Origin of the sequence: Geodermatophilus africanus (assembly GCF_900107105.1) — a bacterium.
Lineage (GTDB): Bacteria > Actinomycetota > Actinomycetes > Mycobacteriales > Geodermatophilaceae > Geodermatophilus > Geodermatophilus africanus.
The window spans coordinates 24,386-50,059 of the sequence record NZ_FNOT01000022.1 but is presented as its reverse complement, the minus strand read 5'-3'; the positions used below and the strand labels follow the sequence as shown (position 1 = coordinate 50,059).

The 25,674-nt window shown below is 74.9% G+C and carries 28 protein-coding genes, 1 tRNA gene and 1 other RNA gene; 13 read left to right on the top strand and 17 right to left on the bottom strand.

Annotation, left to right across the window (positions count from 1 at the left end):
* The 3 genes from BLW63_RS27135 to BLW63_RS23620 all read left to right on the top strand — a co-directional run.
* Positions 1-194, top strand: a 194-nt coding sequence (locus tag BLW63_RS27135) for a hypothetical protein (RefSeq protein ID WP_211517265.1), incomplete at its 5' end; no start/stop codon positions are given.
* Between the two features lie 119 nt (positions 195-313).
* Positions 314-1,297 (top strand): ATP-binding cassette domain-containing protein, encoded by a 984-nt coding sequence (locus BLW63_RS23625; RefSeq protein WP_091161770.1) that lies wholly within the window; start codon positions 314-316, stop codon positions 1,295-1,297.
* On the top strand, positions 1,294-2,136 hold the full coding sequence (locus BLW63_RS23620; RefSeq protein WP_091161768.1) for an ABC transporter permease: 843 nt from the start codon (positions 1,294-1,296) through the stop codon (positions 2,134-2,136). The genes BLW63_RS23625 and BLW63_RS23620 overlap by 4 nt, the downstream gene beginning before the upstream one ends.
* 198 nt (positions 2,137-2,334) lie before the next feature.
* Here BLW63_RS23620 and BLW63_RS23615 read toward each other — a convergent pair whose 3' ends face one another.
* The 4 genes from BLW63_RS23615 to BLW63_RS23600 form a co-directional block, all read right to left on the bottom strand.
* Positions 2,335-2,922: a dihydrofolate reductase family protein gene (locus BLW63_RS23615; RefSeq protein ID WP_091161765.1), complete on the bottom strand. Its 588-nt coding sequence runs from the start codon at positions 2,920-2,922 to the stop codon at positions 2,335-2,337.
* 237 nt (positions 2,923-3,159) lie between these two features.
* Positions 3,160-3,564: RNase P RNA component class A (rnpB, locus tag BLW63_RS23610), an RNA gene on the bottom strand.
* A gap of 48 nt (positions 3,565-3,612) precedes the next feature.
* Complete coding sequence (locus BLW63_RS23605) at positions 3,613-3,975, bottom strand: SGNH/GDSL hydrolase family protein (protein WP_091161762.1); 363 nt, start codon at positions 3,973-3,975, stop codon at positions 3,613-3,615.
* Between the two features lie 197 nt (positions 3,976-4,172).
* Complete coding sequence (locus BLW63_RS23600) at positions 4,173-4,892, bottom strand: PIG-L deacetylase family protein (RefSeq protein WP_091161759.1); 720 nt, start codon at positions 4,890-4,892, stop codon at positions 4,173-4,175.
* A gap of 48 nt (positions 4,893-4,940) precedes the next feature.
* Between BLW63_RS23600 and BLW63_RS23595 the strand changes: the two genes are divergently transcribed.
* Both BLW63_RS23595 and BLW63_RS23590 read left to right on the top strand, forming a co-directional pair.
* Complete coding sequence (locus BLW63_RS23595; RefSeq protein ID WP_091161790.1) at positions 4,941-5,414, top strand: nucleoside deaminase; 474 nt, start codon at positions 4,941-4,943, stop codon at positions 5,412-5,414.
* 159 nt (positions 5,415-5,573) lie between these two features.
* Positions 5,574-6,764, top strand: a complete 1,191-nt coding sequence (locus BLW63_RS23590) for a hypothetical protein (RefSeq protein ID WP_091161757.1) — start codon at positions 5,574-5,576, stop codon at positions 6,762-6,764.
* A 31-nt stretch (positions 6,765-6,795) separates the two neighbouring features.
* Here BLW63_RS23590 and BLW63_RS23585 read toward each other — a convergent pair whose 3' ends face one another.
* Entirely contained in the window at positions 6,796-7,155 is a 360-nt protein-coding gene (locus BLW63_RS23585) for a DoxX family protein (protein ID WP_091161787.1), read from the bottom strand.
* Positions 7,156-7,180: 25 nt separating this feature from the next.
* Here BLW63_RS23585 and BLW63_RS23580 point away from each other — a divergent pair, with 25 nt between their 5' ends.
* On the top strand, positions 7,181-7,936 hold the full coding sequence (locus BLW63_RS23580; protein ID WP_091161755.1) for a sulfite exporter TauE/SafE family protein: 756 nt from the start codon (positions 7,181-7,183) through the stop codon (positions 7,934-7,936).
* Between the two features lie 115 nt (positions 7,937-8,051).
* The gene (locus BLW63_RS23575) at positions 8,052-8,264 is read left to right on the top strand and encodes a hypothetical protein (protein WP_091161752.1); all 213 of its coding nucleotides are present in this window, start codon (positions 8,052-8,054) and stop codon (positions 8,262-8,264) included.
* A gap of 88 nt (positions 8,265-8,352) precedes the next feature.
* On the opposite strand, the gene nadA is transcribed toward BLW63_RS23575, so the two are convergent.
* The 7 genes from nadA to BLW63_RS23540 all read right to left on the bottom strand — a co-directional run bounded on the left by nadA (position 8,353) and on the right by BLW63_RS23540 (position 15,238).
* Entirely contained in the window at positions 8,353-9,384 is a 1,032-nt protein-coding gene (nadA, locus tag BLW63_RS23570; protein WP_244522764.1) for a quinolinate synthase NadA, read from the bottom strand.
* Between the two features lie 105 nt (positions 9,385-9,489).
* Entirely contained in the window at positions 9,490-10,080 is a 591-nt protein-coding gene (locus BLW63_RS23565) for a dihydrofolate reductase family protein (protein WP_091161749.1), read from the bottom strand.
* A gap of 97 nt (positions 10,081-10,177) precedes the next feature.
* Entirely contained in the window at positions 10,178-11,272 is a 1,095-nt protein-coding gene (locus tag BLW63_RS23560; protein ID WP_091161746.1) for a bifunctional RNase H/acid phosphatase, read from the bottom strand.
* Between the two features lie 88 nt (positions 11,273-11,360).
* Positions 11,361-12,101 (bottom strand): zinc ribbon domain-containing protein, encoded by a 741-nt coding sequence (locus tag BLW63_RS23555; RefSeq protein ID WP_091161745.1) that lies wholly within the window; start codon positions 12,099-12,101, stop codon positions 11,361-11,363.
* A 281-nt stretch (positions 12,102-12,382) separates the two neighbouring features.
* Positions 12,383-13,204, bottom strand: coding sequence for a Nif3-like dinuclear metal center hexameric protein (locus BLW63_RS23550; protein WP_091161743.1), 822 nt, complete (start codon positions 13,202-13,204; stop codon positions 12,383-12,385).
* A gap of 108 nt (positions 13,205-13,312) precedes the next feature.
* Complete coding sequence (locus BLW63_RS23545) at positions 13,313-13,801, bottom strand: GNAT family N-acetyltransferase (RefSeq protein WP_091161740.1); 489 nt, start codon at positions 13,799-13,801, stop codon at positions 13,313-13,315.
* A 51-nt stretch (positions 13,802-13,852) separates the two neighbouring features.
* Positions 13,853-15,238 carry an NAD(P)/FAD-dependent oxidoreductase gene (locus BLW63_RS23540; protein ID WP_091161738.1) on the bottom strand — a complete coding sequence of 462 codons (1,386 nt, stop codon included), beginning with the start codon at positions 15,236-15,238 and terminating at the stop codon, positions 13,853-13,855.
* Positions 15,239-15,405: 167 nt separating this feature from the next.
* Between BLW63_RS23540 and BLW63_RS23535 the strand changes: the two genes are divergently transcribed.
* The 5 genes from BLW63_RS23535 (at position 15,406) to BLW63_RS23515 (ending at position 21,499) form a co-directional block, all read left to right on the top strand.
* Positions 15,406-17,325: an FUSC family protein gene (locus tag BLW63_RS23535; RefSeq protein WP_244522763.1), complete on the top strand. Its 1,920-nt coding sequence runs from the start codon at positions 15,406-15,408 to the stop codon at positions 17,323-17,325.
* A 67-nt stretch (positions 17,326-17,392) separates the two neighbouring features.
* On the top strand, positions 17,393-17,881 hold the full coding sequence (locus BLW63_RS23530) for an allene oxide cyclase barrel-like domain-containing protein (RefSeq protein ID WP_091161731.1): 489 nt from the start codon (positions 17,393-17,395) through the stop codon (positions 17,879-17,881).
* A gap of 95 nt (positions 17,882-17,976) precedes the next feature.
* Positions 17,977-18,918, top strand: a complete 942-nt coding sequence (locus tag BLW63_RS23525; RefSeq protein ID WP_091161728.1) for an alpha/beta fold hydrolase — start codon at positions 17,977-17,979, stop codon at positions 18,916-18,918.
* Between the two features lie 141 nt (positions 18,919-19,059).
* Entirely contained in the window at positions 19,060-20,463 is a 1,404-nt protein-coding gene (locus BLW63_RS23520) for a WS/DGAT/MGAT family O-acyltransferase (protein WP_244522762.1), read from the top strand.
* A gap of 37 nt (positions 20,464-20,500) precedes the next feature.
* Positions 20,501-21,499: an NAD-dependent epimerase/dehydratase family protein gene (locus BLW63_RS23515; protein WP_091161726.1), complete on the top strand. Its 999-nt coding sequence runs from the start codon at positions 20,501-20,503 to the stop codon at positions 21,497-21,499.
* Between the two features lie 72 nt (positions 21,500-21,571).
* On the opposite strand, the gene BLW63_RS23510 is transcribed toward BLW63_RS23515, so the two are convergent.
* Entirely contained in the window at positions 21,572-22,471 is a 900-nt protein-coding gene (locus BLW63_RS23510; protein ID WP_091161723.1) for an alpha/beta fold hydrolase, read from the bottom strand.
* A gap of 187 nt (positions 22,472-22,658) precedes the next feature.
* Between BLW63_RS23510 and BLW63_RS23505 the strand changes: the two genes are divergently transcribed.
* Positions 22,659-23,453, top strand: a complete 795-nt coding sequence (locus tag BLW63_RS23505) for an esterase/lipase family protein (RefSeq protein WP_211517264.1) — start codon at positions 22,659-22,661, stop codon at positions 23,451-23,453.
* A gap of 49 nt (positions 23,454-23,502) precedes the next feature.
* Here BLW63_RS23505 and BLW63_RS23500 read toward each other — a convergent pair whose 3' ends face one another.
* The 4 genes from BLW63_RS23500 to BLW63_RS23485 form a co-directional block, all read right to left on the bottom strand.
* Positions 23,503-24,285: a bestrophin-like domain gene (locus BLW63_RS23500; RefSeq protein ID WP_091161720.1), complete on the bottom strand. Its 783-nt coding sequence runs from the start codon at positions 24,283-24,285 to the stop codon at positions 23,503-23,505.
* Between the two features lie 133 nt (positions 24,286-24,418).
* A tRNA-Val gene (locus BLW63_RS23495) sits at positions 24,419-24,490 on the bottom strand.
* 80 nt (positions 24,491-24,570) lie between these two features.
* Positions 24,571-25,032: a peroxiredoxin gene (locus BLW63_RS23490; RefSeq protein WP_091161717.1), complete on the bottom strand. Its 462-nt coding sequence runs from the start codon at positions 25,030-25,032 to the stop codon at positions 24,571-24,573.
* A gap of 132 nt (positions 25,033-25,164) precedes the next feature.
* Positions 25,165-25,590, bottom strand: coding sequence for a DUF3052 domain-containing protein (locus BLW63_RS23485; protein ID WP_091161715.1), 426 nt, complete (start codon positions 25,588-25,590; stop codon positions 25,165-25,167).
* Positions 25,591-25,674: the final 84 nt, after the last annotated feature.

Sequence of the window (25,674 nt, the reverse complement as noted above, 5' to 3'; positions counted from 1 at the left end):
TCGACGCACCGGACGCCATCAGGTCCGACTGGGAGGCGATGGCGGCCGGCCTGGACCGGATGGCCGACGCCTTCGCCGGCGTCGACTCCCTCACCGACCTCGACTCGCTGGAGGCGCTCGACCAGGCCGAGGGCGACCTGACCACGGCCGGCCGGAACGTCGACGACTACCTCGCCGACGAGTGCGGGCTCTGACGCCGGAGGACCTCGTAATCCACTTGCCCTCAAGCTCAGTTGAGGTCGCATGCTGGCCGCATGACTCCGCGGACGACCACCGTCGTCGAACTGTCGGTACCGAGGAACAGGATCGCGGCATGAACGCCGCACCTGCGGTCGAGGCGATCGACCTGGTCAAGCACTTCGGCGAGACCCGAGCCGTCGACGGGGTGAGCTTCGTCGTTCCGGAGGGCTCGGTCCTCGGCCTGCTCGGGCCCAACGGGGCGGGCAAGACCACCTTGGTGCGGATGCTGACCACGTTGAGCGTCCCCACGAGCGGGACGGGTCGGGTGGCCGGTTTCGACATCCTGAGGCAGCCGACCGAGGTCCGCCGCAGCTTGGGCCTCACCGGTCAGGCGGCGACCGTCGACGAGATCCTCACCGGACGGGAGAACCTCAAGCTGATCGGCAGTCTCTACGGCCTGCCCAAGAAGTACGTCCGGGAGGCGACCGAGCGGCTCTTCGCCCGCTTCGACCTCCTCGACGCGGCCGACCGGATGGCGAAGACGTACTCCGGCGGGATGCGTCGCCGCCTCGACCTGGCGGTGAGCCTGCTGGCGGCACCGCCGATCCTCTTCCTGGACGAGCCCACGACGGGCCTGGACCCGCAGAGCCGGTCGGGGCTGTGGGCGGTCCTCCGGGAGCTCGTGAGCGAGGGCACCACCCTCGTCCTGACGACGCAGTACCTGGAGGAGGCCGACCACCTGGCCGACGAGATCGTGGTGGTGGACAAGGGCAGGGTCATCGCCGCCGGCACGCCGACACAGCTCAAGGACCAGGCGGGCCGAGCCAGCGTCGTCGTCACCCTGACCCACGCCGCTGATCTCGACCGGGCGGCGCAGCTCATGGAGTCCTGCTGCCAGGAGGTGCACGTCGAGCCAGGCAGCCGGCGGCTGACCGCGCAGGCCGGCGGGCTCGGCGACATGACGCGCATCGCCGCGGTGTTCGAGACCAGCGGCATCGAACTCGACGACCTGGGCCTGACCCGGCCGAGCCTGGACGACGTCTTCCTGCACCTCACCGGGCACCGGGCCGAGGCCGAGGATGCCGCAGACCTGACGAACGAGGGAGTCACGCCATGACCACCGTCCAGGCCACCCGGGCACCGGCCACGCGGCCGCCCATCTCCCCGCCGTCCCTGCTGCGGGCGTCGTCGACCATCGTCTGGCGCAACCTGCTGCACATCCGGCGGATGCCCGAGATGCTGCTCGACGTCACGGTGCAGTCGGTGATGTTCGTGCTGCTGTTCGCCTACGTCTTCGGCGGGGCGATCGCGGCGCCGGGCGCCGACTACAAGGAGTTCCTGCTCCCCGGGATCATGGTGCAGACCATGGTCTTCTCCTCCGCCATCGTGGCCATGGGGCTGACCAACGACCTGCAGAAGGGGTTCGTCGACCGGTTCAAGTCCCTGCCGGTCCCCCGGCCGGCGGTGCTGGTCGGGCGGAGCATCTCGAGCCTGATCCACTCCAGCATCGGCGTCGCCGTCATGGCGGTGACCGGTCTGCTGATCGGCTGGCGGGTCCGCAACGGGGTCGTGAGCGGAGTGCTCGCCTTCCTGCTCCTGCTGCTGTTCGGCTTCGCGCTCATCTGGCTCGGCATCTGGGTCGGCTCGCTGATGCGGACCGTCGAGGCCGTGCAGGGCTTCATGTTCACCGTCATGTTCCCACTGACCTTCGTGGCCAACACGTTCGTGCCGACCGAGAGCATGCCGGCCTGGCTGCGGGCCGTCTCCGAGTGGAACCCGGTCTCGGCCATCACCCAGGCGTGCCGCGAGCTGTGGGGGAACGGGCCGGCCGCTGGCGCGGATGCCGCGTGGCCGTTGCAGCACCCGATCCTGGTCTCGATCGGCTGGTCGGTCGTGCTCACGGCGATCTTCGCGCCGCTCGCCGTCTCGGCGTTCCGTCGCCGTTCCCGCGACTGAACTGAGGCCGGTGCTGAGCGGGAGTGCAGTGGCGGATCGGACGGCGGCTCCCGGGCTCTGTGGCCAGTTGGTCGCAGACGGCTGTATCCGGCCGAGGTGTGGACGCTGTGTCGACTCGAGCGCGGCCTCCGGCGCCGCGAACCCGGCACACCCCGGGTGTCCCTGGGGTGACCTGTGGGCGCATCGGAGCGGTCGTGCTCAACCGCTCGACGTCGACACCTGGGCCCGTCGGACGGCGTAGCGCAGCAGGACGACACCGTTGCCGAACCGCCGGTTCTCCACCAGCTCCAGGTCGGTCGGGTCGTCGGCGGTCTCGAACAGCCGTCGACCGCGGCCGATGACGACCGGGTTGACGTAGAGCCGGTACTCGTCGACCAGGTCCATTCGGCGGAAGGTCTCGACCAGGTCGACCCCGCCGAGCGTCATGTCCCCGCCGGGCTGCTGCTTCAGTGCGCGGATCTCGTCGGCGTCCACCTCTGTCCGCAGCGAGGCGTTGGGGCCGACCTGCTGCAGCGTGCGGGAGAACACGATCTTCGGCACCGCCCGCCAGATGCCGGCGAACTCGCGCATGGTCGGCGGGTGGTCCGGGTTCTGGTCGGCGGTCGGCCAGAACGTTTCCATGAGCTCGTAGCTGACCCGGCCCTCGAGGAAGGCGCTCTGGGTCGCGAGCTGCTCGTTGAAGTGCGCGTGCAGCTCCTCGTCGACGCGGTGCCAGCTCAGGTCGTGGTCCGGCCCCTCGAAGTAGCCGTCCAGCGACAGCATCATGTGCACGACGATCTTCCGCATGCGTCCTCCTGATCCACGACTCGGTCCGGCAGCTCGGACCGGCCGACGCGGACGATCTCATCGGTCCCGCGGGTCTGCGTCCGGCTCGGTCGGTCGGGGATGCGCCTGCCGGAAGGGCGGCGGTCCGGCGACCGGCCGTGGAGCGGGCCGGGTGGACGCCGTGCTCGGCCGAATCGCGGGCCCTGCGCGGACCGACGCCCACCTCTGACTGCATTCCTGCAGCTCAGAGCCGGGCGACGGACGAGTCGGCCTGTACGCCGGGTTCTGTCCACGGGTGCCTCACGGCATCCCGATGGGCGGCCATCCATCTACGCCTGCCGTTGCCGGCAGGCTCCAGCGGTCCACCCGCAGGCATCGGGCGGGCAGCCCTCGAACGCCTGCGCAGGACGGCGGTGCGACCGTCGTCCCTCTCGACCTTGCTCCGGGTGGGGTTTACCGAGCCGCACCGGTCACCCGGTGCGCTGGTGGTCTCTTACACCACCGTTTCACCCTCACCAGCGGCGAGCCGCTGGCGGTCTGTTCTCTGTGGCACTGTCCCGCGGGTCACCCCGGGTCGCCGTTAGCGACCACCCTGCCCTGTGGAGCCCGGACGTTCCTCGGCGACGGGGTCTCCCCCGCCGACGCGACCGCCCGGCCGACTCGTCCGTCGTGGTGAGCAGTCTAGTCGGCCGGATCCCCGAGGCTCGCGCATCAGTGGGCCAGGGTGGCGTACAGGAGTTCCGCGATCCGCACGTGGCCGGCCGCGTTCGGGTGCAGGCAGTCCTCGCCACCGATGTACTGGCCCGGACCGAGCTCCCCGTACAGCTCCGCCACCTGGGCGCCCGTGCCGGCGGCGACCTCGCGGATGACGTCGTTGAGACCCGCCGTCAGGGTCAGGACGCCGGGGATGCTGCCGCCCTCGAGACCGACGTCGGCGATCCTCGGGGCCGCCGGGTTCCGCTGGCCGAGGACGCAGGAGCCGATCGGGTTGTAGTAGGTGGTCACCACCACCTCGGTGTCCCGCACGGCGGCATCGACCAGCGCGCCGAGGATGGTGGTCAGCCGCTCCGCCACGCCGGTCAGCGCGGCATCCAAGGCGGCCTGGCAGCCCAGCGGCGTGGCCGTCAGGAAGCACTCCGGCCGTGCCGCGTCTGCGCATGACGCCCCCGTTGTCAGCCCACCGGGCGGCTCCCCTGACCGCCGCGGAGAGTGTGGCGGCCGTCACTGTGGGCGCTGGAGGCCGGTCGTGTCCAGACCCCGCCTCGCGGGTGTCAGCCCCAGTAGAGGGAGAAGCCGACCCGCCGGCGACCGTCCTCGGTCAGCGTCGACATGTCGACGATCTGACGTGCCTGCACGTCGACGGGTTCGTCCGAGATCAGCTCCAAGTACCGGCGGTGCTCGCACAGGGAGGCGACGGCCCTCTCCACCTGATCGGTCACGTCGACCTCGTGCGGCGTGTCCGTCAGCTCTGCCACCGCGATGTACTGCACACCGCGCCAGGGCTCCTCGGTCAGGTCTGGGAAGATCCACTCGTTCCCCGCGTCGGCGACCGCGTCCAGTGTGCTCTGACCCAGCGCACGGTGGTCGGCCGAGTTCACGTACGCCGGCGAGACGCCCGGCGGCGTCCACGTCGGGCCGAAGTAGCCGGTGACGACGAGCTCGGGCCGGTGCCGCCGGATCGCCCCCGCGAGGTCGCGCCGCAGCTCCGGCCCGGCCACCAGCACGCCGTCCCGGTGGTCGAGGAACTCCACCTCGGTGACGCCGACGACGGCGGCCGAGCGCCGCTCCTCGTCCTCGCGCAACGGTCCGGACTCGGCCGGCGGCATCCCCGCCATCCCGGCCTCGCCGCGGGTGGCCAGCAGGTAGTGCACCTCCTTGCCGGCCGCCGTCCACGCGGCGACCGCCGCGGCGAGGCCGTACTCGATGTCGTCGGGGTGCGCGGCCACGACCAGCGCGCGCCGCCAGTCGTCGGGCATCGGCAGAGGTGGCATGGCGCGCAGTCTGCTCCCGAGGGACGACGTCCGGCCAGGATGGACGGCGTGATCGACGAGACCGACCGGACCCACCTGCGGCGCTGCATCGCGCTCGCCCGCGCAGCCCTCGACGCCGGCGACGAGCCCTTCGGGTCGGTGCTGGTGGACGGCGACGGGCGGGTCCGGTTCGAGGACAGCAACCACGTGGCCGGCGGTGACGCCACGCAGCACCCCGAGTTCGCCATCGCCCGCTGGGCCGCCACGCACCTGACCCCCGACGAGCGGGCCGCGGCGACCGTCTACACCTCCGGCGAGCACTGCCCCATGTGCGCCGCCGCGCACGCCTGGGTCGGCCTCGGCCGCATCGCCTACGCCAGCTCCTCGGCCCAGCTCCGGGTCTGGCGGGCCGGGCTCGGCGCCCCGCCCTCGCCGGTGGCGCCGCTCCCCGTTCCCGAGGTCGCTCCCGGCGTGCCGGTCGAGGGCCCGGTCGCCGGGCTCGACGAGGAGGTGCACGAGCTGCACCGGCGCCGGTTCGGCTAGCGCCCGGTGCCCGCCCCAGGACGGCGGCCCACCACCGGACCACGGCCGGTGTCGGCACGACGTCGCCACGACACAGCGGAAGTGGCTCGCCCCGGAGGGCCCGACGATGCGATGGTTCCAGCGCACCGACCGAGGCTCCGCCACGACGGGAGACGTGCCATGGACGGACCGACCGCCTTGCGGCTGACGCGCCGGACCGCGTCGGGCGATCCGTACCGGGCGTCCTACGCCCAGCACCTGGTCACCGTCGCCGTGGCGACCTGGTTGATGGTCGGCCTCTTCGTGGACGGGTGGGCCCACAACAACCTCGACACCTCCCTCGAGAGCTTCTTCACGCCGTGGCACGCGCTCTTCTACTCGGGGTTCACCGCCTGCGCCGGCTGGCTGGCGTGGCTGGTCTGGCGGGGTCTCCGGCAGGGACGGCCCGGCGTCGCCGCGGTGCCCCAGGGCTACGGGCTGGCCGTGGTCGGGACCGCCCTGTTCGCCGTCGGGGGCGCCGGTGACATGACCTGGCACCTGGTGTTCGGCGTCGAGCGCGACATCGACGCGCTCTTCAGCCCCACGCACCTGCTGCTGTTCGCGGGGATCGCGCTGATCGTCGCCTCGCCGTTCCGCGACGCGTGGAGCACGCCGGACGCCGGGGCGCCGGGGCTGCGCGCCTTCCTCCCGGCGCTGGCCTCGATCACGCTCGTCGTCTCGCTGGTGGGCTTCTTCTTCATGTACTGGTCGCCGTACACCACCTGGGCGCCCACCCGGGACATCGCGGCGTACGTCGCCGGCGCCCCGGCCGACTACCAGGAGTCGCTGCGCTACTACCTCGTCACCGACGGCGTGGCCGCTGCGCTGACCGCGACGGTGCTGTTCGTCGGCCCGCTGCTGCTGGTGCTGCGCCGCTGGCGGCCTCCGGCGGGCACCGCGACGGTGCTCGTCACCGTCCCCGCGCTCCTGTCCAGCGCGCTCGAGGGCTTCGCGCGGCCGCTGCTGGTGGTGGCCGCACTCGTGGCCGGGCTGGTCGTCGACGTCCTGGTCCGCCGGCTGCGCCCGGCGCCGGAGCGGCGGGCGGCCGTGCGCGTGGTCGCCCTGCTTGCGCCGATGGCGCTGACCGCGGCCTGGTTCGCGGCACTAGCCGTCCAGGCGGGGGTCTGGTACCCGCCGGAGATCTGGGCGGGCACCATCGTCTGGTCCGGTCTGGCCGGACTCGGCCTGGCGCTGCTCGTGCTGCCGACGCCGCCTCCCGGCCAGGTGCCGGGTACGGCCGTCGCCGGGACCGCCCCCGAGCGGACGGCGGCCGCCGCGCCGGCGCCGGCGCCCCGGGCGGCGACCGAGCCGACGTCCGCGCTGGACAGCTGAGCCGTCGTCCGGGGGCGGTGGAGTGCGGGCCTCACCGACCCCGGGCGACGCGGAGCGCCAGCCTGATCAGCGGCACCTGCAGCGGCAGCCGGACGGCGGCGACCGTCATCGGCAGCGCGCGCCGCGGCACCACCCGGAAGGTGTGCAGGTGCGCGGGCACGAAGCCGACCAGCAGCGCCGCCGCGGCCCAGCCGCCGGCCCGCCGGGTCGCCGGCACCGCCATCAACGCGGCGGTGCCGATCTCGGCCACCCCGCTGGCGTGCACCCATGCGCGGGCGTCGCCCAGTTCGGGCGGGACCAGCCACTCGTAGGTCCGCGGCCGGACCAGGTGCAGCACCCCCGACCCGCCGAGCGCCAGCGCCAGTGCCGTCCCCGTCCGCGTCAGTGCCACGCCGGTCACCGTAGGCTCGCGGCTCGTGTCCGCCCTCGACCTGGCCATCGCGGCGGGCGTCGCCCTCCTCGCCGGCGCCGTCAACTCCGTCGCCGGGGGCGGGTCGCTGATCCTCTTCCCCACGCTCGTCGCGCTCGGCCTGGGGACCGTCGCCGCGAACGTCACCAACTCGATCGCCCAGTGGCCCGGCTACCTCGGCGGTGTCCTGGGCTTCCGGTCGGAGTACGCCGGCCAGCGCGGCCGGCTGCTCCGCTTCGGCCTGGTCGCGCTCGTCGGCGGGGTCGCCGGCAGCGTCCTGCTGCTCACGACGCCCACCGCGGCCTTCGATGTCGTCGTCCCCGTGCTGGTCCTGCTGGCCAGCCTGCTGCTGGCGGTGCAGCCGCTGCTCACCCGGCGGCTCAGGCAGGCCGAGGACGGCGGCCCGCGGCGGGACCCGGGATGGCTGTACGGAGCGCTGTTCCTGGCCACGGTCTACGGCGGCTACTTCGGCGGGGCGCTCGGGGTCATCCTGGTCGGCGTCCTCGGCGTGGGCCTGCACCGGCTGAAGCTGGCCAACGCGCTGAAGTCGGCGCTCTCGGCGGTCACCGCGACGGTCACCGTCGTGGTCTTCGGCCTGTTCGGGCCGGTCGACTGGCAGGTCGTGGCGGTCGCCGCCCCGGCCAGCCTGCTCGGCGGCTTCCTGGGCGCCCGCATCGCCACCCGCATCCCGGCCACGCCGCTGCGGGTCCTCATCGTCGCCTTCGGGGTCGTCGTGTCGATCTACCTGTTCACCCGCATCTGACCGCACCGGGGTCGCGGGTGTGGGCCGCGTTACACGTGTGACGGAGGGGTCCACCCGGGTCCGGACACGCCCGTCGCGTCCCCGCGCATGCCGCGGCCCTCCCTAGCGTCGGGACATGCGCGAGAACCGACTCTCCCCGGTCCGGAACGCGAGCGACGCGGCCCGGGTCCAGCAGCTGCACCTGATCGCCGCGGCGCGGGCCGCGGCCGTGCGGCCCACCTCCGAGCAGCAGGTCTCCGACATCGTCCGCGTCACCGTGGACGACGAGGTCGATACCAGCACGTTCCGGGCGATCGTCACCGACATCGCCGACGACGTCCTGCGCTGAACGACCCCTGGCCTGGTGACGTGCTGGAACGGCCACCCTTCAGGGCCCCGCGCTGAGCCTGCGAAGCGTGGGGGGAAGGGTGGTCCTTCTACTCTCCGCCGCGGCCGGGCTCGCCGATAGCGATCATCGCCTCCACGGCCCGCCGGGCGCGAGCGGCGGTCACGGGGTCGACGTCGACCGCGCCCTTCCCGGTGCGCAGCGTCTGCAGCAGCTTGGCCGGCGTGATCATCTTCATGTAGCGGCAGGCGGCGCGGTCGTTCATCGGGATGAACTGCGTCCCGGAGTTGAGCGCCCGCAGCTGGTGCAGGATGCCGACCTCGGTGGCGACCAGCACCTGGCCGGCCGTCGTGGTGGCCGCCTGCTCGACCATGCCGCCGGTGGACAGCACCCGGGTGCGGTCGGCCGGCAGGTCGCCGTGGCTGACCAGGTCGAGCACCGAGGTGGTGCACCCGCACTCGGGGTGCACCAGGATCTCGGCGTCCGGGTGGGCGGCCACCTGCGCGCGGACGTCGGACGGGCTGATGCCGGCGTGCACGTGGCACTCCCCCGCCCACACGTGGATGTCGTCGCGCCCGGTCACCCGCTTGACGTGCGCGCCGAGGAACTGGTCGGGGCAGAAGAGGATCTCCCGGTCCGCCGGGATCGACCGGACGACGTCGGCGGCGTTGGACGAGGTGCAGCAGATGTCGGTCTCGGCCTTCACCGCCGCGGTGGTGTTGACGTAGCTGACGACGACGGCGCCGGGGTGCTCGGCCTTCCACTCGCGCAGCTGCTCGGCGGTGATCGAGTCGGCCAGCGAGCAGCCGGCGTCGTGGTCGGGCAGCAGCACGGTCTTGTCCGGTGAGAGGATCTTCGCGGTCTCGGCCATGAAGTGGACGCCGCAGAAGACGATCTCCCGGGCGTCGGTCTGCGCCGCGACCCGCGACAGGTACAGCGAGTCGCCGGTGAAGTGGGCGACGTCCTGGATCTCGGGGACCTGGTAGTTGTGCGCCAGGATCACCGCGCCGCGCTCCTCGGCCAGCCGGCGGACCTCGGCCGCCCACATTTCGTACTCGGCGGGCGAGAGAGTGCGCTCGTCGCCGGCGACGGCGGGGGTGGCGGGCGCGATGGTGGCGGTCACGGGGCTCCTCGTCAGGGGGAAGGGGCTCTCATGCTCCCCGCCACGTCGGAGGCTGCGACGGCGGGGTGTCCGGTACAACACCGGGCTCCCCGGCCCGCTTCCCGCTCAGCGCCGCACGTCGTACACCAGGTGGGTCACCCGCTTCCCCTGGACGACGACCGGGTCCTCGAACTGGATCTCCGGCGGCCCGCCGCCGCCGAAGAACGGCCTGCCCGACCCCAGCACGACCGGCACGAGGCTGAGCACCACCCGGTCCACCAGGCCGGCCCGGAGCGCCTGCCCGCCGACGTCGCCGGCGGTCACCGTGACGTCCCGGTCGCCGGCGAGCGCCTGCGCCTGCTCGATCCCGGTCGGGACGTCGGGCACGAAGGTGAAGGGCGCCGTGCCGGCGTGCGGCCAGTCGTCGGCGGTCCGGTGGGTGACGACGACGACGTGCTCCCCGTTGGGCGGCACGCCCTCCCAGCCGTCGGTGATGTCGAACAGCCGGCGGCCGCAGACCATGACGGCCGTCCGCGACGCCGTCGTCCGCAAGAACTCGGCCGTCTGCGGCGTCACGGTGAAGACCCGGTTCGGGTCGCTGAACGTCACCTCGACGTCGCCGTTGCCGTACCAGTCGAACAGCGGCCCCGGCATGTCGTCGTCCCTGCCGACGTACCCGTCCAGCGACACCGCCGCGAACAGCACCACCGCACCCATGACGTCCCTCCCGGCTCCCGGCCCCGGGCGGAGCCGCCTGCAGGGGAGACCGGCGCGCGGTCGTCAACTCATCGGTTGACCACTCGCGCCGGGGACCTCAGCGCAGGTGGGCGGTGTCGTTGACCAGCCGGACCGAGGTGCGGCCGTCGGAACTCCACGCGATCGTGCAGAACGACGCCGCCTCGAGGAACACCCGGTGGACGACGTCGTCGGGCACGTCGAGACCGGCGGCCAGCAGCAGCTTGATCGGCGTGACGTGGGAGACGACGAGCACCGTCTTCCCCGCGTGCCCGCGCAGGATGCGGGCCCGGGCGCGGGCGACCCGGTCGCTGACGTCGGCGACCGACTCCCCGCCCGGCGCCGCGACCGTGACGTCGTCGGCGAACCGGCGGGCGGCCAGCGGGTGCCGCTGCCTCGCCTCCTCGGCGGTGAGGCCCTCGAAGTCCCCGAAGTCCAGCTCGACCAGGTCGTCGTCGTACTGCACGGGCAGCCCGAGCGCCGTGCCGACCACCTCGGCGGTCTCGCGGGTGCGGCGCAGCGGCGAGGCCACGACGACGTCGATGCTCAGCTCCGCGGCCCGCTTGGCCGCCGCCTCGGCCTCCGCCCGGCCGATCGCCGACAGCGGCAGGTCGTTGCGGCCGCTGTACCGACGCTCCGGCGTGTGCTCGGTCCGCCCGTGCCGCAGCAGGTGCGTGACCGTGGTGACGGCCGGGGCGCGCGGCGCCACCGGCTGGACGTCGTCGCCGGCGGTGGTGGGCTCGGCGGCGAGGTCGCGGTGCACCGGCCGGCCGTCCATCGCGCTGTTGGCCAGCGCGTCCGCGGCGCCGTTCTGCGCCCGCGGCACCCAGGTGTAGCGGACGCCGCCCAGCTGCCGGGCGATCTGCCGGGCCTGCAGCGCGAGCTTCTGCATGTCGGGGTGCTTGACCTTCCAGCGACCCGACATCTGCTCGACGACGAGCTTGGAGTCCATCCGCACCTCGACGTCGGCGGTCGGGTCCAGGTCGAGCGCGGCCTGCAGCCCGGCGACCAGGCCGCCGTACTCGGCGACGTTGTTGGTGGCCCGGCCGACCGACTCGGCCCGCTCGGCGAGCACCTCGCCGGTGCCGGCGTCGCGCACCAGGGCGCCGTAGCCGGCCGGGCCGGGGTTGCCCCGCGACCCGCCGTCGGCCTCGACGATGAACCGGCGGGTCACAGTGCCCCGCGCCAGATCTGCACAGTGGCAGCCTTCGCGGCGCTGATGACCGCGACTGTGCAGATCTCGCGGCCGAGGAACCGGGGGCTCACAGGCCCGACTCCGCCGTGCGCACCAGGACCCGACCGCAGTTGTCGCACCGGACCACCTCGTGGGGGTCGGCGTTGCGGACGGCGGCCAACTCCTTCCCGAACAGCTCGATGCGGCAGCCCTGGCACTGCCGGGCCTTGAGCACCGCCGCGCCGGTGCCGCCGGTCTGGGTGCGGATCCGCTCGTAGAGCGCCAGCAGGTCGGCGGGGATGCGGCCGGCGGCCTCGGTGCGGGCGGCCTCGTGCTGCGCCGTCCCGTCGGCGATGTCGGCCAGGGCGTCGCCGCGGAGCTGCTGGGCGCGCTCGAGCTCGGCCCGGGCGGCCTCCTGCCCCTGCTGCGCCTCGCGGAGCGCCGCCTCGGCGGTCTCGAGCTGCTCCATGAGCTCGAGCTCCTGGTCCTCGAGGTCCGACTTGCGCCGCGCCAGCGACTGCATCTCGTGCTGCAGGTCGGTCATCTGCTTGGCCGAGACGCTGCCGGAGTCGAGCAGGCCCTGGTCGCGGGCGACCCGTGCGCGCACCGTCTCGACGTCGCCCTCGAGCCGCTTGACCTCCCGCTGCAGGTCGCGCACCTCGGTCTCGGCGCGCACCACGGCGTCGGCCAGCTCCCGCTCCGACGCGGCCGCGGTCTCGAGCGCGGCGTTCTCGGGCAGGGTGCGCCGGCGGTGGGCCAGCTGGCCCAGGGCGACGTCCTCGGCGGCGAGGGCCAGCAGCTTCTGCTGGTCGAAGTGGTCGGCCTTCACCCGTCCAACCTACCGGGGCACCGCCCCGGTCCCCGGCCCCCGTGCAGGGCCCCGCCGCCGGCCCCGTCCCGGCCGCCTCCAGGGCCCCGCCGCGAGCTTGCCAGTGGTGGGGAGGAGGTGGTCCTTTCGCCGAGCTCGCGAGGGATGAGGAGGACGGGGTCCTTCCACGGTGGGGGCACGGGGGTCCTTCCACCACCACCACCTGCGGGCCGAGCGCTCCCGGTGACGTCGGCTCCAGCGGGTCGGGCAGCTCCCGCGAACCGGCCTCGCGCACAGCCGGGTCAGCGGCCGGCTCCGGCGTGCGCCGTCCACGGGTCGGTGCGCCGCGTCGAGACGGCGACCTCGACCCGGCCGGACAGGTCCCGGGCGAGGACGTCGGCCGCGATCGGCAGCCAGGGCCACTCGGAGGCGAAGTGGGCCACGTCACACAGCGCGGGGCCCGGCACCTCCTGGGACTCCGACACGGGGTGGTGCCGCAGGTCGCTGGTGAGCAGGACGTCGGCGCCGGCCGCCGCGGCGGCGGGCAGCAGCGAGCCGCCGCTGCCGCCGCACACGGCGACGGTCTCGACGCGGCGTCCGGGGTCGCCCGCCACGCGGACGCCGCCGACGGTCCCGGGGAGCGCGTCGGCCACCCGGTCGGCGAACTCCGCGAGGGTCCCCGGCCCGGGGAGCCGGCCGACGCGGCCGAGGCCGACGCGGGGGTCGCCGGCGTCCGGCAGGAGCGGGCCGGTGCCGGTGAGGCCGAGGGCGGCGGCGAGGGCGTCGTTGACGCCGGAGCCGGGCGCGCGGTCGGCGTTCGTGTGCGCGACGAACAGGCCCGCGCCGGATCGGACCAGCCGGTGCACCAGGCGGCCCTTGGGGTCGTCGGCCGGGACGCCGTGGACGGGGGTCAGGAACAGCGGGTGGTGGGTGACGAGCAGCTGGGCGCCGGTGCCGACGACCTCGTCGACGACGGCGGCCACCGGGTCGACGGCGAACAGCACCCGCTCCACCGGCTCGTCCGGATCGCCGCACACCAGCCCGACGGCGTCCCAGTCCTCGGCCAGCGCCGGGTCGTAGCGCGCCTCCAGCGCGGCGACGACCTGCCCCAGTGTCACGGTCACCGGCGGGAGACTAGGCCAGCCCTCGGGCAGCGGCGCGAGACCGTCGATGTCGTGGCGATCAGCGGCTGATGGCCACGAGATCGTCCGGTTCGCGCGGCAGGGGACGGGCTACACCGGCCGGGCCATGGCGACCCGGCGGCCGTGCCGCGCCAGGCCGAGTTCCACCTCGTGCTCGGCGAGCGCGCGCAGCTGCGGCCCGAGGTCGTCGGTCTCCCGCCACCCGTGCCGGGCGTACCAGGGCGCGTTCCACGGCACGTCGGCGTAGGTCAGCAGGGTGACCCGTCGGGCGCCGGCCGCGCGGGCGTGCTCCACCGTCGCCGCGAGCAGGACCGCACCGGTCCCCCGCCGCATCGCCGACGGGTGCACCGACAGCTGCTCCAGGTGCACGTGGCCGTCCACCCGCTCCAGGACGGCGAAGCCCGCCACCGGCCGCCCGACGACCAGCACCCGCCAGGCGCGGGCACGTTCCCGGGCCGACGCCGCGGGCGGCAGGTCCAGCACGCCCCGCGCCCGGAACAGCTCGTCGGCGGCCGCCTCGACCGCGGGGACCTCCAGCAGGTCCGCGGCCGAGGCGACCCGGACGACGGACCCGCTCACGCACCGAGCATCCCGGAGGCGAGCCGCGCGGGGGCATCGCGCGGGCTGCGCTCAGGCGGCGACGGGCTCGGGACGGCGGGCGTCCACCGGGGGACGGCGCGACGACCGCACCACCCGGGCCAGCAGCGACGGCGACACCAGGTGGGACGGTGGCACCTCGAGGTTGGCCACCCGCAGGAACGCCGTCCCCACGGCGGGGTCCACGGCGGCCGCGCGCTGGACCCGCGCGACGTAGCCGTTGAGCAGCCGCGTGCGCCGGTCCACCGGCCCGGGGACGCCGTGGAAGCGCCGGTCGCCGCCGGCGGCGATCTGCCACGGGGCGTCGACCACCGGCGCGCAGGCCCGCCAGAAGTCCTGGGCCAGCGTGGGCCGCTCCAGCCCCTGGCGGAGGACGTCGCGCAGCACGAGCGCCTCCAGGCAGGCCACGGTCATCCCCTGCCCGTAGACGGGGTCGAAGCTGCAGACGGCGTCGCCGGTGACCAGCAGCCCCCGCGGCGACCGCGCCAGCCGCTCGTACCGCCGGCGCACCGAGGCCGGGAACCGGAAGCGCCGCGGCTCGTCGAGGGGCACGGCGGCGCGGATGACCTCGTGCAGCACCGGCGAGGGCAGGGTCGCGGCGTAGGCCTCGAAGCCCTCGGGGTCCAGCGGCGGCCGGTCGCCCAGGATCCCGCTGAGGCCGCAGATCCAGCGGTCGCCCTCCTGGGCGAGCAGGACGCCGCCCCGCGGGTTGTCCGGCGTGCCGGCCATGGCCAGCCCCAGGTCGCCGTCGACGTGGCCGGGCTCGCGGCGGTAGTGCCGCGTCGCGTAGGCGACGTCCACCTCGACCCGCTCCTCCTCCGGCGGCTCGAAGCCCAGCGTGGACAGCCACCACGGTGCCGGCGACTGCCGACCGGACGCGTCGACCACGAGGTCGGCGTCCCACCGGCGGTGGGGGCCGGCCGGGTCGTCGCGGGTCACCCCGAGGACACCGGTCACCCGGCCCGCCCCGTCGTGGGTGAGCGACCGGGCGACGACCCGCTCGCACACGCTGACGCGCGGGTCGGCCAGGACACGGCGCCGCACCTCCCGCTCGAGCAGCGGCCGGCTGAGCAGCAGGCCGTCCAGCCCCGACCTGCGCCGGGCCATCGGCAGGCCCTCGTTGACCCAGCGGACGTCCCCCTGCATGTCGGCCCGGAGGGCGCCCTGCGCGACGAGGTCCGCGGTCAGCCCCGGCAGGAGCTCCTCCAGCCCCCGCAGCCCCCGCGCCAGCAGCCCGTGCGCGTGGGCGGACTGCGGGACGCCGCCGCGCGGGACGGCGTCCTCGGGCAGGGTGTCGCGGTCGAGCACCACGACCCGGTCGACGTGCTCGGCCAGGACGCGGGCCGTCAGCAGCCCCGCCATGCTCGCCCCGACGACGACGGCGGCGGTGCCGTCCCGGCCCGGACTGCGCTGCGTCATCGGTACCTCCCGGTTCCGCCGCCCGGACGGCGGCTGCTCGGGGGACGGATGCGGGCCCCACCCCGCCTGATACGCCGGGCGCTCCGGGGACCCGGTCCCAGGGCGTGGAAAGCTCGGGACCCGTGGCGGAGCGGGGGTTGCGTGCACCGGCCTGGCTCGAGGAGCTGGTGCGCACGACACCCCCGCCGGTGCCGTGGCGGGACGTCGTCCGCTTCGCCGTGACCGTGCCCGCGCCCCTGGCCGTCGCGGTCGCGGTGGAGGGCGGCATCGCGCCCGGCCCGGTGCTCGGCGCGGGCGTCTTCGCCACGACCGGCGCGCTCGCCGGCAGCCTCGCCCCGCAGGGCGGCCCGCTGCGCGACCGGCTGCGCCGCACCGCTGCGGCCGCGGTCTTCGGCGGCATCGGGCTGCTGGTCGGACAGTTCGCCTCCGGCGGCGGGTGGCTGCCGGTGGTCGTCGTCGCGCTCGCGGCCACGCTGGCCGCCTTCGTCAGCGCGGTGAACGCCGCGCTGTCCCTCGGCGCCCTCCAGCTGCTGGTCTACACCGCCCTCGCCTCCGGGCTGGTCACCCCGCTCTCCACCGCCGCCGAGGTCGGCTGGTTCGTCGCCGGGGCGGCGTGGGCGACGCTCACCACGCTGGTCCAGTACGCCACCGAGCCCAGCGACCCCGACCGGACGGCGGTCGCGACCGTCTTCACCCGCATCGGAGAGCTGCTTGCCGCGGCCGGGACACCCCGGGCCGAGGAGGCCCGCCGGGAGCTCACCACCGCCCTCAACGACGCCTACGACCGCGTCATCCGCTCCCGCAGCCGCACCGCCGGGCGCAGCCGCGACCTGGCGGAGCTGGCCGGCGTCCTCAACGCGGCCGCGCCGCTGGTCGAAGGCACGGTGGCCACCGCCCGCGCCGGGGTGCCCGCCGACCCGCAGGACGTGGGCGCCGTGCACGCGCTCGCGGCCGCGGTGGCCGGCCGGCAGGAGCTGCCCGGGGAGCGGCCGTCGTCCCTGGCGGAGGGCGAGCCCACCCGGCGGGCGGTGCGCCACGGGCTGCGGCTGGCGTGGAACGTCGTCGGCGACCCCGAGGAGCGTGCCGGGGCCGCCGTGCCGCCGCTGCGACCGGACTGGCGCCTCCGGCTGCGCGAGCTGGCCGACCGCACGGTGGTCAGCCCCGACACCCGCGCCTTCGCCGTCCGCCTGGCGCTGTGCATGACGATCGCCGAGATCGCCCGCCAGTACCTGCCCATCGAGCGCCCCTACTGGGTGCTGCTCACCGTCGCGATCGTGCTCAAGCCCGACTTCGGGTCGGTCTTCACCCGCGCGGTGCAGCGCGCCGGGGGCACGCTGCTCGGCGTGCTCATCGGCTCGCTGCTGCTGGCGGTGCTGCCCCGCGACGCGTGGGTGCTGGTGGCGATGGCGGCGGCCGCGGCGCTCATGCCCTGGGGGCGGGCGGCCAACTTCGGGCTGTTCTCGGTCTTCCAGACGCCGGTGATCATCCTGCTGCTGGACATCGCCCTGCCCGGCGGCCCGGGGCTGGTCGCCGCGCGGCTGCTCGACACCCTCATCGGCTGCGCGATCGTGCTGGTCTTCGGCTACCTGCTGTGGCCGCAGACCTGGCGGGCGCCGCTCGACGAGGCGCTGCGCGACGCCGCCCACGCGCTCGACGAGTTCGTCGAGGCGGCGTTCACCGGGAGCCCCGCCGAGCGGCGCCGCGCCCGCCGCCGCAGCTACCGCGCGCTGACCGAGCTGCACACCCAGCTGCAGCGCCGGCTGGCCGAGCCGCCGCCGGTGAGCACCCGCGCCGCCGCGTTCTGGCCGGTCATCGTGCAGCTGGAACGGACGTCGGACGCCGTCACCGAGGCCGTGATCGCCACCCGGCACGGCGAGCCGGCACCCGACCTCGCGCAGGTCGCCGTCCTGCGCCGCGCGATCCGCGAGCTGGAGGAGGACATCCGCGCGCACCGGCCGCCGGACGACGCCGAGATCCACGCGGACGGCGTGCTCGCGCCGGTCGCCCGGGAGGTGGACGCCGCCCGTCGGCTGGTCCGCGACGCCGCCCCAGGCCGCCGTCCGGGCACCGCCGTCGCCGACGAGTAGGCCGGGCGGGCTACGCCCGCCCCAGGCCGGCCTCCCGGGCCCGGGCGACCGCAGCCGCGCGGTCCCGATGAGCCCGTCCACCCCTACCCGCCGCACCGGGCTCGCGGCCACCGTGCTGGTCGCCGGTGCCGCCTCGGCGCTGGTCGTCCTGCCCGCCGCGGCCGCCGACCAGCCGCTCCGGCTGACCACCGTCGCCGTCCCCGACCGCAACACCGACCTCGACCTCGGCACGCCCGGGCCGAGCGCCGGCGACACCCAGGTCTTCCTCGACGACCTGCAGCGCGACGGCCGGACGGTGGGCACGAGCGCCGGCAGCTGCACCCTCACGACGATCTCCGAGACCCGCCTGGCAGGAGCCTGCACGGCCACGCTGATCCTCCCGGAGGGGTCGCTCACCACACAGGGCGCCTTCGACGAGGACCCGACCACCGGACCGGCCGGCTACACCTGGGCGGTCACCGGCGGCACCGGCGACTACGCCGGGGCCGCGGGTGAGGTGATCGGCACCTTCCGGGCCGGCACCGACACCGTCGACCTCGAGGTCCGTCTGGGCTGACCGCGCCGACGGGCCGAGCGCCGGGGCCGCTCCCCACGGGGCGGTCCCGGCGCCGCGCCGGGCGGACCACCGGCGCAGCGGGTAAGGATGGCCGGGTGACCGCCCGCGAGCTGACCGTCCACACCGACGACGGCGTCGACCTGCACGTCGAGGTCGACGGCGTTGCGGCTGGGGGTGGCGGGGACGGGAGCGACGCAGCCCCGCTCACCGTCGTCCTCAGTCACGGGTTCACCGCCCGGCTCGGCGAGTGGGACCTGCAGCGCCGGGCGCTGCGGGACCGCGCCCGCCTGGTCCTCTGGGACCAGCGCGGGCACGGCCGCTCCGGCTGGACGCCGCTGACCCGCGCGACGATCGACCGCACCGGCCGCGACCTGGGCCAGGTGCTCGACGCCGTCGTCCCCCGCGGGCCGGTGGTGCTGGCCGGCCACTCGATGGGCGGGATGAGCGTCATGGCCCTGGCCCGGCAGCGCCCCGAGCTGTTCGGCACCCGCGTCGTCGGGGCCTTCCTGCTGGCCACCTCCGCCGGTGGGCTGGTGAGCGACGGCGTCGTCGGGCTCGGGGTGCGGCTGCTGCGCGCGCTGCACCTCCTGCCGCTCTACCTCTGGCTGCTGCAGCTGTGGGCGCCGCTGCTGGAGCGCTCCCGCCGCCGCGGGACGCGGATCGGGCGCTGGTACACCCGCCGCTACCTGTTCGGCCGGGACGACGCCGACCCGGAGCAGGTCCGAGTGGTGCAGGACCTGCTGGAGGAGACGCCGCTGCCGGTGACGATGGCCTTCTACGCGACCCTGATCGACCACGACGAGCACGCCGCCCTGCCGGTGCTCAGCCGCGTGCCGGTCACCGTCGTCGCCGGCACGCACGACCGGCTGACCCCGCTCCCCCACGGACGGCGGCTGGCCGAGGAGATCGGCGCGTCGGCCGAGCTGGTCGTGGTCGAGGGCGCCGGGCACAGCGTCAACCTGACCCGCACCGCGATCGTCGACGCGGCGTTCCTGCGGCTGCTCGACCGGGTCGAGGACGCCGCCCGGGCGGCCTGAGCCCCCGGTGGACGCCAACCCCCGCCACGTGGTCGGGTAGGTGCCACCCAGAGGGGGCGACGGCGTTCCGCGAGCCCCCGAGGAGCTGCGACGATGGCCCGCCGTCGGCCGGCGGGCTGGAGGGAGCCGACCGTGGATCGCATGAGTCCGACCGATGCCGGGTTCTACTACGCGGAGAGCGAGAACACGCCGCTGCACGTGGGCTCCGTGGCGGTGTTCGAGGGGCCCGCACCCTCCTACGGCGACCTCGTGCGGCTGCTGCTCGGCAAGCTCCCGAAGGTGCCCCGCTACCGGCAGCGGGTCCGGCGGGTACCGATGGACCTGGGCCGGCCGCTGTGGGTCGACGACCCGCACTTCCAGATCCTGTACCACGTCCGGCACACCGCCGTCCCGAGCCCGGGCGGTGAGGAGCAGCTGCGCAACCTGGCCGGCCGCGTCCTCGGCCAGCGCCTGGACCTGGCCAAGCCGCTGTGGGAGCTGTGGCTGGTCGAGGGCCTGGAGGACGGCCGCTGGGCGCTGATCTCCAAGGTGCACCACTGCATGGTCGACGGCGTCGCCGGCAGCGAGCTCATGCAGCTGATGTTCGACCTCACGCCCGACGCCACCCACAGCGAGCCGCAGGACTGGACGCCGCAGCGCAGCCCGTCGTCCCTCGAGGTGGTCGCCGGCGCGGTCCAGGACGCCGTCACCCACCCGCTGCGCGAGCTCACCCGGCTCCCCGGCGCGGGCGGGGTCCGTGGCGCCGGCCGCACCGCCGTGAAGGCCGGCCGTTCGCTGTTCGCGACCATGCCGAAGACGGCCCGCCAGCTGGCCACCCCGACCGCCCGCTCCCTCAACGGGCCGATCGGCCCGCACCGGCGGTGGGCGTGGGCCGACGCGGAGTTCGAGGACCTGCGACGGGTCCGGACGGCGTTCGGGGGCACCGTCAACGACGTCGTCCTCGCCGCCATCACCCGCGGCTTCCGCGACCTGCTCGAGCGGCGCGGGTCCCTGAGGGATGGACTGGTGGTCCGCTCGATGGTGCCCGTGTCGGTCCGGCGGCCCGACCAGCACGGGCAGCTGGACAACCAGATCTCCGCGGTCTTCGTCGACCTGCCCGTCAGCGAGCCCGACCCGGTGGCGCGGCTGACCTCGGTCCGCCGGCAGATGGACGAGCACAAGAGGCGCATGCAGACCGTCGACGCCCGCTCGATCATCGCGATGGGCGACTTCATGGCGCCGACGATGCTCGCGCTCGGCGTGCGGGCCGCGCTGGCCGCGGGGCAGATGTGGTGCCAGGCGGTCACGACCAACGTGCCCGGCCCCCGGGTGCCGCTCTACGTGCTCGGCCGACGGATGTCCTCGGCGCACGCCTACGTGCCGATCGCCGGCGGCACCCGGGTCTCCATCGGGATCTTCTCCTACCTGAGCTCGATGACCTTCGGGATCAACGCAGACTTCGACGCCTTCCCCGACGTCGACGTCCTCTCCCGCGGCATCTGCACGGGCGTGAGCGAGCTGCTCGAGGCCGCCTCGGCGGCCACCCCCGCCGGCGCCGCGACCTGACCGGTTGGCCACCGCGCCGGCCGGGTAGCCGGTCGGCGTGGCAGCCCCCGAGACCGACCTCACCGTCGCCGTCACCGGCCCGACGGGCACCTTCGGCAACGGCCTCGTCCCGCTCCTGCAGGCCGACGACCGCGTCACGCGCATCGTCGGCATCGCGCGGCGGCCGTTCGACCCGGCCGAGCGGGGCTGGACGAAGATGGAGTACCGGCGCGGCGACGTCCGCGACCCCGCGGCCCTGGAGGAGGCGTTCGCCGGCGCCGACGTCGTCGTCCACCTGGCGTTCCTGATCACCGGCAACGCCTCCCGGGAGACGACCCGGGCGATCAACGTCGACGGCACGCTCAACGTCTTCCGCGCCGCCGCGGCCGCCGGCGCGCGCCGGTTCGTCTACGCGTCGTCGGTGGCCGCCTACGGCTGGCACCCCGACAACCCCGAGCCGATCCACGAGGACTGGCCGGTGCGCCCCGCCGCGCGGCTCTTCTACGCGCAGGAGAAGGCCGAGCTCGAGCAGCTGCTCGGCGCCGAGTCGGCCACGGCGCCCGGCCTGGCGCTGTACCTGCTCCGGCCGCCGATCGTGCTCGGCCCGAACGCCGTCGGCGCCAAGGACGTGCTGCCCGGCCCGCTCGCGCCGCTGGGTCGCCGGCTGTTCGGCCGCCCGCGGCGGCTGCCGGTGACCGTCCCCGTGGTCACCCCGGAGCTGCGGCTGCAGGTCGTCCACGAGGAGGACGTCGGCCGGGCGCTGCAGTTGTGTGTCGTCGCGGCGGGTCCGCCCGGCGCCTACAACATCGCCGGGGACGGCGTGTTGACCGCCGCGGACGTCGCCCGCGAGTTCGGCGCGCTGCCGATCCCGGTGCCCGCCGCGCCGGCCCAGTTCGCCGCCCGCGCGGTGGCCAGGCTGCCGTTCCTGCCGCCGGTCGCCGAGTGGGTGGAGGCGGCCAGCCGCCCCGTGATCATGGACACCGCCAAGGCCAAGCAGCAGCTGGGCTGGCGGCCCCGCTACACCGGGCTGGAGGCCCTGCGGGCGACGCTGGCCTGAGGGAAGGACCCCGGTGCCCCCCGCGCCTCGCGAGCTCGGCACGGGACCCTGCACCGGGGCCGTTCCAGTACCTCACCGGGGCAGCCATGCCAGGACGTGCTCGGCCAGCAACTCCGGGCACTGCAGCTGCGGCACGTGCCCCGCGCCGGCCAGCTCCACGTAGCGCCAGTCCGGGTGCCGCCGGGCGACGTCACGCGCCACCGACACCGGCACCAGCCGGTCCCGGTCGCCCTGCACGAGCAGCACCGGCACCTGCACGCCGGCCATCGCCCGGCGGATCAGCCGCGGGTCGGCCAGCAGCAGGAGCAGCGACCGGGCCGCGGTGAGGAACGCGCGGTCCATGCCGGCGACGTCGCGGCGCTCGTCGACCAGCGCCACCGAGCGGTCGATCAGCGCGGGTGGGACGGCGTCGGGGTCCACGCCGCACAGCACCAGCATCTCGCGGACCGTGCCCCGCGCGCCGAGCCTGCGGCGACGGCCGGCCAGGTAGCGAGCGCCCGCGCCCGGCAGCGCGTACAGCCCGAAGGCCGCCGCGACCCGGGGATCGGGGCGCCCTCGCGGACCGGGCAGCGCCGCGTCGACCAGCACCAGGCCGCTCACCTTCGCCGGTGAGCGCTGCGCCTCCAGCACCGACACCATCCCGCCCATCGAGTTGCCGACCAGCACCACCGGCCCGCCGGTCACCTCGCGGATGAAGCGGTCGAGGACCACCACGTTGTCGCGCACGTTCGCCGTCCGCTGCCCCGGCTCGCTGCGGCCGAAGCCGGGCAGGTCGAGGGCGTGCACCCGGGCGTGCGGCGTGAGCAGCGGGGCGAACAGGTCCCAGTTGAGGTGCGAGCCGCCCAGGCCGTGCACCAGGACGACGGTCGGCCCGTCCTCCCGGCCGCCGAAGTCGACGTGGTGCACCGGACCGTCGAGGTCCACGGTGCAGCTGCGGGCGGCGGGCGTCCCGGCGTCGGTCTCGGTGTCCATGCCCGTACCGTGACACGCCCGCCCGGTTCTCCCTCCGCCGGGTCGGCAGCGGTGACGCGTGTGTCACACCTCAGGGCGAGACTGCCGATGTGTCGTCCAGGTGACGTCCGTGTGTCGAGGACGGCACCGCGTGGGTACCGGCGAGCAGCCAGCCGCCCACGACGGCCGGCTGACGAGGAGGCGCGACGTGACGCGAGGCGATGCACCGGCTCTGCCGCTCTACTGGAGCGAGCCCGGCCGGGCGGTGGCCGACTTCGGCCTGTACCTGGCGGCTCGGCCGCTGATGCCGAGGTTGCCGCAGGGCGACGGTCACCCGGTGCTCGTGCTGCCCGGCCTGATGGCCGACGACACCTCGACGCGGGTGCTCCGCGCGACGCTGCGCCGGCTCGGCTACCGGGTCCACGGCTGGCGCCTGGGCCGCAACATCGGCCCCACCGCGGCCTGCGTGGCCGGGATGCGCGACCGGGTCGACGACCTCAGCGACCGCTACGGGCGGCCGCTGTCCCTGGTCGGCTGGAGCCTCGGCGGCATCTTCGCCCGGGACCTGGCCCGCCGGACGCCGGACTCGGTGCGCCAGGTGATAACCCTGGGCAGCCCGTTCCGGATCACCCGGCACAGCCAGAGCCGGGCGTCGCGGGTCTTCGACAGCTACTCGCACCTGCACGTCGAGTACCGCTCGCTGCCGCTGGAGCCCGACTGCACCCCGCTGCCGGTGCCCACGACGTCGATCTACTCCCACTTCGACGGCATCGTGCACTGGCAGACCTGCCTGGAGACCCCCGGCGAGCGGTCGGAGAACATCGCCGTGATGGCCAGCCACCTGGGGATCGGCCACCACCCGGCCGCCCTCTGGGCGATCGCCGACCGGCTCGCCCAGCCCGAGGGCAGCTGGACGCACTTCCGGCCGCCGGTGTTCCTGCGCCCGGCCTTCCCGAGGCCCGACGTCCCCGCGCCGCTGGTCGAGGCGGCCACCGCGGCCTGAGCCCACCGATGACGGGGGCCCGGCGACCGCACGGTCGCCGGGCCCCCTGTCAGGGGCTGAAGTCCGCCAGCACCCGCTCGAAGGGCTCGGGCTGGACGGCGACGCCGCCCGCGAACGGGCGGTCCATCTCGACGGCCACGAACAACAGCACGCCGATGAGCGCGGCCAGGCTGCCCAGCATCAGGGAGTGCAGCACGGCCCGCTGGAGCCCGAACAGCAGCGCGAAGCCGATGGTCACGATCCCGCCCACGATCAGCGCCGTCCACAGGACGCCAGGGATCGTCCGATCCGCGTAGTCGAGGCGCTGACTGCGCAGGCTCACCAGCTGGCTGAGCCGTTCGGCCTCGGCGCCCAGGAACTCCTCCTGGGCCGGCGTCGTGACCTGGGCCGACGCGAGCGTCTCCGCCATCTCGTCGAAGACGGCACCCGCCCGGGAATCACCCGGGACACCCTCGGCCATCGCGGGCCACTCCAGTTCGACGACCTCGTCGGCGTACTGCCGGACCAGGACGTGTAGTTCCTCCTGCGTCTCATCCGGGAAGGCCGCGCTCTCCCGGTACAGGCCGCGCAGGGTGCTCGCCTCCTGGCCGACGATCCGCTCCGCAGAGGCGGAGTTCTCCCACGCGACGATCACGACGAACGCCAGGAGGACGGCGTAGATGACACCGACCACCGCGATGATGAAGCCGACCACTTCGTTGTGGTCGCCCTCGGCCAGGCTGGGCCACCGGCGCCGGATCCCCCACTGCAGCAGCAGCACCAGCCCGGGCATGACCACCACGAGCAGGACGGCCACGAGCCAGGTCGGCAGACCGAGGACGGCATCGGCCACGCGGGCCTCCCGAGGGGCAGCGGAGGACTGTGCCCTCGTGCGGCCCCGGCGGTGCACGCCCCGCTGGGCAACACGACGAACGACGCGAGTGTGGCGGGGCCCGGCAGGGTGCGTCCAGGGCCCCGCGGGTGGGTGGGCGCGGCCGGGATCGAACCGGCGACCGCTCGCTTGTAAGGCGAGAGCTCTCCCGCTGAGCTACGCGCCCCGCGCGCCCAGGGTAAGGGAAGGACCCCCCTGCCCCCCGCCAGCTCGCGGCGGGACCCTGCAGGGGGGCCGTCCCGGGCCTCAAGCGGCCAGTTGCGCCACCGCGTCCTTCCAGCCGGACTGCTCGCGGGCGTCGCCGGGACCGTTGACCTCGGTGAACGCGACGCGACCGTCGGCGTCGAGCAGGAAGGTGCCGCGGACGGCCATGCCGGCCTTGTCGTTGAACACGCCGTAGGTCTGCGCGATGGCGCCGTGCGGCCAGAAGTCCGACAGCAGCGCGAAGTCGAAGCCCTCCTGCTCGCGCCACGCCTTGAGGGTGGGGGCCGGGTCGGTGCTCAGCGCGAGCACCCGGACGCCCGCGTCGGTGTAGGTCGCCAGCTCGTCACGCAGCTGGCACAGCTCGCCGGTGCAGATCCGGGAGAAGGCGAAGGGGTAGAAGACCAGCAGGACCGGGGTCCCGCGCAGGTCGGCCAGCGACACGACCTGGCGGTCCTGGTCGGGCAGGCTGAACTCGGGCGCGACGTCCCCGACGGAGAGGCTCATGCGCCCGATCGTGCCCCACGTGCCGAGGTGCTGGAACGGCCCCCTCGCAGGGCCCCGGTGACCCACTGGAACGGCCATCCCTCAGGGGCCCGCGCCCAGCTTGCGAGGCGTGGGGGGAGGGGTGGTCCTTTCTCAGCGGCGGCTGCGCGCCGCCTTGGGGGTGACCAGGCGGATGCCCGACCAGTCCTTGGCCGCCGACACGCTGCTGGTCTGCGACAGGCCGGCGGTGGGGGCGACCTCGGTGACGTCACCGGGCTCGACGTGACCCGGGCGCCCGGACTTGGGCACCAGCAACCACACGACGCCCTCGTCGGCCAGGGACGTGATCGCGTCGGTCAACGCGTCGAAGAGGTCGCCGTCGTCCTCGCGCCACCACAGGAGCACGACGTCGGCCACCTCGTCGGTGTCCTCGTCGACCATCTCACTGCCGGAGACCTCGACGATGGAGTCCCGCAGGTCCTCGTCGGCGTCCTCGTCCCAGCCGAGCTCCTGCACGACCATGCCCGGCTTGATGCCCAGCCGGGCCGCCATGCTGGCGCTGCCCGAGTCGACGCTCATCCCTGCTGTTCCTCCATGGGTTCCGGTGCTGCTGCCCGGGGGGCACGTCCGTGCCCGCGCCGGCGGGGGGTCGTGGGGGTGGGG

What these genes read in the sequence shown, in the direction of transcription:
- BLW63_RS23625 (WP_091161770.1), top strand. Translation starts at nt 314, where the DNA reads ATGAACGCCGCACCTGCGGTCGAGGCGATCGACCTGGTCAAGCACTTC.
- BLW63_RS23620 (WP_091161768.1), top strand. Translation starts at nt 1,294, where the DNA reads ATGACCACCGTCCAGGCCACCCGGGCACCGGCCACGCGGCCGCCCATC.
- BLW63_RS23615 (WP_091161765.1), bottom strand. Translation starts at nt 2,922, where the DNA reads ATGCGGAAGATCGTCGTGCACATGATGCTGTCGCTGGACGGCTACTTC.
- BLW63_RS23600 (WP_091161759.1), bottom strand. Translation starts at nt 4,892, where the DNA reads ATGCCACCTCTGCCGATGCCCGACGACTGGCGGCGCGCGCTGGTCGTG.
- BLW63_RS23590 (WP_091161757.1), top strand. Translation starts at nt 5,574, where the DNA reads ATGGACGGACCGACCGCCTTGCGGCTGACGCGCCGGACCGCGTCGGGC.
- BLW63_RS23575 (WP_091161752.1), top strand. Translation starts at nt 8,052, where the DNA reads ATGCGCGAGAACCGACTCTCCCCGGTCCGGAACGCGAGCGACGCGGCC.
- BLW63_RS23565 (WP_091161749.1), bottom strand. Translation starts at nt 10,080, where the DNA reads ATGGGTGCGGTGGTGCTGTTCGCGGCGGTGTCGCTGGACGGGTACGTC.
- BLW63_RS23540 (WP_091161738.1), bottom strand. Translation starts at nt 15,238, where the DNA reads ATGACGCAGCGCAGTCCGGGCCGGGACGGCACCGCCGCCGTCGTCGTC.
- BLW63_RS23530 (WP_091161731.1), top strand. Translation starts at nt 17,393, where the DNA reads ATGAGCCCGTCCACCCCTACCCGCCGCACCGGGCTCGCGGCCACCGTG.
- BLW63_RS23520 (WP_244522762.1), top strand. Translation starts at nt 19,060, where the DNA reads ATGAGTCCGACCGATGCCGGGTTCTACTACGCGGAGAGCGAGAACACG.
- BLW63_RS23510 (WP_091161723.1), bottom strand. Translation starts at nt 22,471, where the DNA reads ATGGACACCGAGACCGACGCCGGGACGCCCGCCGCCCGCAGCTGCACC.
- BLW63_RS23490 (WP_091161717.1), bottom strand. Translation starts at nt 25,032, where the DNA reads ATGAGCCTCTCCGTCGGGGACGTCGCGCCCGAGTTCAGCCTGCCCGAC.
- BLW63_RS23485 (WP_091161715.1), bottom strand. Translation starts at nt 25,590, where the DNA reads ATGAGCGTCGACTCGGGCAGCGCCAGCATGGCGGCCCGGCTGGGCATC.